Source organism: Pigmentiphaga sp., from assembly GCF_019689535.1.
GTDB lineage: Bacteria > Pseudomonadota > Gammaproteobacteria > Burkholderiales > Burkholderiaceae_B > Pigmentiphaga.
Window position 1 is genome coordinate 1 of the sequence record NZ_JADGHH010000210.1, and the last position, 5,766, is coordinate 5,766.

General features: G+C 68.2%; 4 protein-coding genes and 1 pseudogene. 4 read left to right on the forward strand and 1 reads right to left on the reverse strand.

Annotation, left to right across the window (positions count from 1 at the left end; translation table 11 throughout):
* Window positions 1-91 precede the first annotated feature (91 nt).
* Window positions 92-1,966: a bifunctional tRNA (5-methylaminomethyl-2-thiouridine)(34)-methyltransferase MnmD/FAD-dependent 5-carboxymethylaminomethyl-2-thiouridine(34) oxidoreductase MnmC gene (gene mnmC, locus IRZ12_RS15050; RefSeq protein ID WP_296470056.1), complete on the forward strand. Its 1,875-nt coding sequence runs from the start codon at window positions 92-94 to the stop codon at window positions 1,964-1,966.
* A 311-nt stretch (window positions 1,967-2,277) separates the two neighbouring features.
* Window positions 2,278-4,506 (forward strand): glycoside hydrolase family 31 protein, encoded by a 2,229-nt coding sequence (locus IRZ12_RS15055; protein WP_296470045.1) that lies wholly within the window; start codon window positions 2,278-2,280, stop codon window positions 4,504-4,506.
* 60 nt (window positions 4,507-4,566) lie between these two features.
* Here the strand turns inward: IRZ12_RS15055 and IRZ12_RS15060 are convergent, their stop codons facing one another.
* Window positions 4,567-5,016, reverse strand: a complete 450-nt coding sequence (locus tag IRZ12_RS15060; protein ID WP_296470048.1) for a hypothetical protein — start codon at window positions 5,014-5,016, stop codon at window positions 4,567-4,569.
* A gap of 28 nt (window positions 5,017-5,044) precedes the next feature.
* Here IRZ12_RS15060 and IRZ12_RS17600 point away from each other — a divergent pair.
* Together IRZ12_RS17600 and IRZ12_RS15065 are read left to right on the forward strand one after the other, a co-directional pair.
* Window positions 5,045-5,146, forward strand: a pseudogene (locus IRZ12_RS17600) (GntR family transcriptional regulator); the annotation flags it as partial.
* Window positions 5,147-5,191: 45 nt separating this feature from the next.
* Complete coding sequence (locus IRZ12_RS15065; protein ID WP_296470052.1) at window positions 5,192-5,671, forward strand: FadR/GntR family transcriptional regulator; 480 nt, start codon at window positions 5,192-5,194, stop codon at window positions 5,669-5,671.
* Window positions 5,672-5,766 lie beyond the last annotated feature (95 nt).

Here is a 5,766-nt window from a genome sequence, read left to right on the forward strand (position 1 = left end):
GCGGCTGGGTGGCTCATGGGGGCAGTGTACGTCCACTTTGCTCGCGTTGTCAGAGCGGGGCAGGACTCTGTTGTAAGGGGGCGGCGGTATGATGGCGCCCGTGTTTACCCCTTTGATTCCCTCCCGGCCCGCGTTCGAGGCGGGCGGCGTGCCCTACAGCCCGCGCTACGGCGACATCTACCATGCCGCCCAGGGCGCGATCGAGCAGGCTCGCCACGTCTTCCTCGCGGGCAATGCGCTGCCCGAGAGGTGGCGCGGCCGCGAACGTTTCACCGTCTGCGAGACCGGCTTTGGCCTGGGGTTGACCTTCCTGGCCCTCTGGCGGGCCTGGCGCGACGATCCCCAGCGCTGCGGGCGGCTGCACGTGGTCTCGGTCGAGGCCCACCCGTTCGCGCGGGAAGACCTCGCGCAGCTCCTGGCCACGCAGGCGCCACCCGGCTGGCAGGACATGGCCAGCCAGCTGCTCGCCGCCTGGCCGCCCCTGTTGCCGGGCCTGCATAGGCTGGACTTGGATGGCGGGCGGGTCACCCTGACGCTGGCGTTCGGCCTGGCCGAGCGGGTCGTGCCGCAGCTCCGGCTGGCCGTGGACGCCTTTTTCCTCGACGGCTTCAGTCCTGCCCGCAACCCGGAAATGTGGTCCGAATCCCTGATGAAGGGCCTGGCGAAGCTGGCTGCACCCGGGGCGACGGCGGCGACCTGGGCCAGCGCCGGCGCGGTACGCCGCGCCTTGCAGGCCGCAGGGTTCGAGGTGGAGAAACGCCCCGGGTTCGGCGGCAAGCGGCACATGACGGTCGCCCGGTTCTCGCCACGGTTCGCGCGGCCGGGGGCCGCGAGGGTCCCCCCGGCGCCTGCAGCGCGCCATGCGGTCGTCGTCGGGGCCGGCGTGGCCGGCTCGGGCGTGGCCCATGCGCTGGCGTTGCGCGGCTGGCGCGTGACGGTGCTCGATGCGGCCGCCGGCCTGGCGCCGGCCGGCACGGGACATGTGGCGGCCGCGCTCACGCCGGTGCTCGCAAAGGACGATGCGCCGCGGGCGAGGCTGACGCGGGCCGGTGCACTGCGCGCCGCGGCCCGCTGGGCGCCATGGATGGACGGCCATATCGTGGACCGTTGCGGCACGGTCCAGCAAGCCAAATCCGACGGGCAGGTCGCCGGCATGCATGCGATGCTGGAAGTCTTGGGTTTCCCTGCCGAATGGGTGCGCCCCGTGACGCAGGAAGAGGCCAGCGCCCTGGCCGGCTGCCGGACGTCCCGCGGCGGCGTGTTCTTTCCGGGGGGGCTGCGCGTGAGGCCGCACGCGCTCTGCCAAGCGTTGCTGGCCTCTCCGGGCATCGAATTGCGCGCCGGCCGAGCAGCCCGCATCGCGCCTCGGCTGGGAGGAGGCTGGCAGGTCGTCGATGCCGGGGGGGCCGTGCTGGCAGAGGGAGGAGTGGTCGTCTTGGCCAACGCCGGCGACGCGCCCCGCCTGCTTGCCGATAGTGGCTGGGCGGGGCCCGGACGCGCGGACTGCCGTTTTTTCCAGCAAAAGCGCATCGCGGGCCAGATTACGCTGCTGCCCGCGGACACCGGCCAGCCGCGCTGCGTCGTGGCCGGGGATGGCTATGTACTTCCCCCCGTGGACGGATACCGCGTCGTCGGCAGCACCTATGTGCACGACGCCGAAGAGGCCGCGGCGACCCAGGCAGGGCACGCCCTCAACCTGGACCGGCTCGCGCGGCTGCTGCCGGAGCTGGCTGCCCGCGTCGAACCCGGTGCGATCCGGGGCTGGGCGGGCTGGCGGGCCGTGCTGCCCGGCAGGCTACCCGTCATCGGCGAGCTGCCCGATGCCCCCGGGCTCTGGGTGGCCGCGGGGTATGCCTCCCGCGGGCTGAGCTGGTCCGCCCTCGCGGGCGACATCGTGGCCGCCTCCCTGGAGGGAGAACCCATGCCGCTCGAAGGGGATTTGCTCCGTATGGTCGGGTGGCGCTGAAGGCGCCCGAAACGTGGGAAAATAGCGGATCGACAAACAGTAAGAAACGACGGAACCGGGGCGCGGTGCCGGGGTTTTTCCCGTCGTGGTCCGCACGACGCGGGGCCGGGCGCCGTCCGCCTGGGCCTCCCGGAGGGAGCGCCGGAGCGAGGGGGGATGACCCCCTGTGGTTTATTTGCCTTCCCGAATCCGTCAAAATAGAGGTTTTGGCGAAAAATTGCGGCATTGCCCGCAGTTTTGGGGCGGATAGCGGGGCCTGCGAGGCTTGCGTTTGCTATTGCCAATCTGTCGAAAGCGATCGAGGGAAACCTGTGCCACTTCAATTCGACTCCTCCCGCTACCAGCGTCTGGAATCCCTGACTCTCAACACGTCCAATCCGGCTGCCGTCCATTTCCTCTCCGACGCGGGGCTCGCCCTGCTCGTCGAGGCGAGCGCGCCGGGCGTGTTCAGGTTGAGTATCGGGACGCCCGCTGCCACGGGCAAGCCGGCTTCCGGCTCGGCTACCCGCGCTGCCGCGCTGCATGACCTGCTGGCCCGGGACGAAGCCATCGGCGAGGCGACCGTCGAGGAGGTTGAGCTCGAGGGCCATCCCGGCTTTCGCCTGGCGCAGGGCGACAACGTGCTCGAGATCGCCACGCATCCCGTGCGCCTCGCGCTGTACCGCAAGGGGCGCAAAGTGCTCGCCTCCACGGCCGACGAGTCCCTGTTTGCGCTGGGCACGGAAGACCCGGCAGCGCCGTTGTCCTGGACGCTTTCCTTCGACCTGGCTCCCGGCGAAGCAGTTTACGGCCTCGGCGAAAGCAAGATCATGCTCGACCGGCGCGCCGAGCGCGTGATTTCCGACGAACCGGAATCGCGCGCGCTGCCGCTCGCATGGAGCCCGACCGGCTGGGGCCTCTACGTCAATACCGTGGAATCGGTGGTGCACGACATCGGGGTGGAGGATTACGCGCCGTCGAGCTACGTGCTGACCATTGCCGACGCCAAGCTCGACCTGTTCCTGTTCGCCGGCGAGCCGGCGGAAATCCTCAACCAATACACGCAGCTGACCGGCCGCGCTGGCCAGCCCACGCTATGGAGCATGGGCACCTGGCTGCACCAGGCTGCCAATACCGATGTCGCGCAGTTGGCTGCCGTTGCGCGCGAAATGCGCAACCGGGGCGTTCCGTTCGACGCCGTTTCCCTCCAACCGCCCGCGGCCTGGGAAGTGCGCGCCAAGCTGAACCTCGAGTGGGACCCCGCGCGCTTTGCCGATCCGCGCCAACAGCTCGGCGAGTTCAAGAGCATGGATCTCAAGGTCTGCACGCCCGGCTTTCCCGGCGTTCCGACCCATAGCCCCATGTTTGCGGAGCTGGAAGACAAGGGCTGGCTGCTCACGGAAGACTCCGGGTCGGCGCACGTATTTCCAGGCGTGCCTGCCACCGGTGGCGCGCCGTTTGGCCTGCTCGACCTGACCCATCGCGACGTGTGGAATTTCTGGCGGGACAAAGTCCGGCAGATCATGGACGAGGGCGTCGATGCCGTGTCCTGCGACGCACAGATCGATATCCCCGACGGCGTGAGCGCGCGCAGCGGAGACGAGGGCGCCCGCCTGCGCACCGTCTACCCGATGCTGGTCAAGCGCTGCCTCTTCGAGGCCGCGGCCTGGAACAAGACGCCACCCGAAGGCGTGGTGTGGAGCCGGGACCTCTTCCCCACCGCGCAGCGCCTGCCCATGCAGGCCTCCGCCTCGGTGCCCAATACCTGGGACGGCTTGGCTGAATCGCTGCGCGCAGCCTTGACTGCCGGCGCCAGCGGCCTGCCTGCCTATGCCCACGACATCGGCTCGCCCGACCATCCGCTCGACACCATGACGCCCGAGCTGTACCTGCGTTGGCTCGCGGTCGGCGTGTTCAGCTCGCACTTGCGCTTCCACGCGGTGCCGGGGCTGTTGCCCTGGGACTTCGGCGACGAGGTCTTCAAGCACGCACAGACGCTGATGCAATGGCGGTACCGCCTCATTCCGTACGTGCTTGGCGTGATCGAAGATGCCGCCCGCACCGGCCTGCCGGTCCAGCGTTCCATGGCCATGTCTTTCCCGGACGATCCCGAAGCACATGCCTACGAGTTGCAGTACCTGCTCGGCCCAGCCCTGCTGGTGGCCCCGGCCTTGCAACCGGGCAACCAGGTCCGCGTCTACTTGCCCAAGGGCGACGCATGGTGGGACCTGCGCACGGGCTGGCGCTACGAGGGCGGCACGACGTGGACCTTCGAGTGCGGCCTGGACCACCTGCCCGTTTTCGGGCGCGAAGGCCACATGCTGTGCCTGGGGCCGGCGGCCCAGCACACCGGCGAATTCAATTCCGCGCGCCTGCTGGACGAGGTCTGGCTGTTCGGCATGCCCGTGCACAATCCCAGCGTGATGCGCAACAAGATCCGTGTCATGCAGATGCAGGGCTCGAGCTACGCCAAGGGCCTGGAGGGCTTGAAGATCCTGCCGTCCGAAGGGCTGGAGGTGAAGCGGCGCGGGGCGGAAGTGCGAATCTCGCGGGCACGGTAGTCGTTTCCGCGAGCTTGGCGCCCCAAGGGCGGGGCGCTGGCGGTGGAGCAATTGCCTGGCTTAGCAGCAGTTGCAGAGCAATTCCGGGTTGACCAGATCCGCCGGTTTGCCTCCCATTCTGCCGAACCCGAAAGCGGCGATGAGGTTCTCTGCGGCTCGGCGTGCCCGCGCCTCGTGGACCGATTCGCCGGGAGGCACGGGTGCGGTGGTCACCATGATTCCCGCATGTGTCAGGGCGGGTACGTCCAGGTTGTCGCAGTGCTCCGCCATGTTGCAGACGACCTTCAGCGAGCGCAAGGCCGGAATCATGTCTTGGTCGATGGTGTCTCGGTCCGTGGTAATCACCCCCGCCTTCTCGTGAAGCCGCGTCAGGAGTTTGTCGCGCGGGGGTGGAGCCTTCCCTTCGTAGAGTTCGATTTCGAAGAATCGGTCTAGCCTTTCTAGAACGTCCGCTGGGACTTCGTGCGTGATGAGGATCGGATGTCGACCGAGCTTCAGGTTGAGTCTCATCTGCGGTGTTCCATTTCAATCGCGGCAGATGTTGGCCGCGGGGGAGCCCTTGCCGGCCGAAAGGCGGCTAGCCGAGCAAATGGGTGTGACCCGGCATCGGTTGCGTCTGGCCTTGGAAGTTCTTCGTAGTAGCGGCGAAGTGCCCCGGCCGGGGGCGCGGCGGGAGGCGTCGCCATTGCGCGGCGATGCCTTGGTTCGCAGTACCAACGCGCTGGAAGTCATCGAGCTGAGGATGATTCTGGAGCCGGCACTCGTTCGGCTGGCGGCCGTACGAGCTACGCCGTTGGATATTCTTCGGATCCAAAAGGCCGCCACGACACCGCCCGGTGTCAGCCGGGGGGCGGGAGATCTTGCATTTCACAAGCAGCTGGCCGAGGCGACGCGCAACACGTTGGTCGCGGATTTCTATGCGTTGCTCAGGAGGGTCGGGTCCGATAGCCGCTTACACGTCAATAGCTCTACGCCTGTGTGCATCAATCGCATCGAGCAGCGGGATCGTGAGCACAAAGCCATCGCCGACGCGATTGCGGATCGCGATCCCGATCGTGCGGAGGCGGCCATGCGGGCGCATTTGGTATCCGTGCAAAACCAGATCGTTGCCCGCCTGACTCCGGGTGCGGCAGTGCTGCCCGCCAGCATGACCCAGGCGGGCTGACCCGGTGCGCGACAAGCCCCGCGGTTCAGGGCGGGGAAGGATAGCGCGGACGGCGCAGCCGTCCTTGTCTTTGGGTTTCAGTGTGGGGTTTGCTG

Excerpts from the sequence above, each read along its gene's own strand:
- IRZ12_RS15060 (WP_296470048.1), bottom strand. The coding sequence starts at position 5,016 with ATGAGACTCAACCTGAAGCTCGGTCGACATCCGATCCTCATCACGCAC.
- mnmC (WP_296470056.1), top strand. The coding sequence starts at position 92 with ATGGCGCCCGTGTTTACCCCTTTGATTCCCTCCCGGCCCGCGTTCGAG.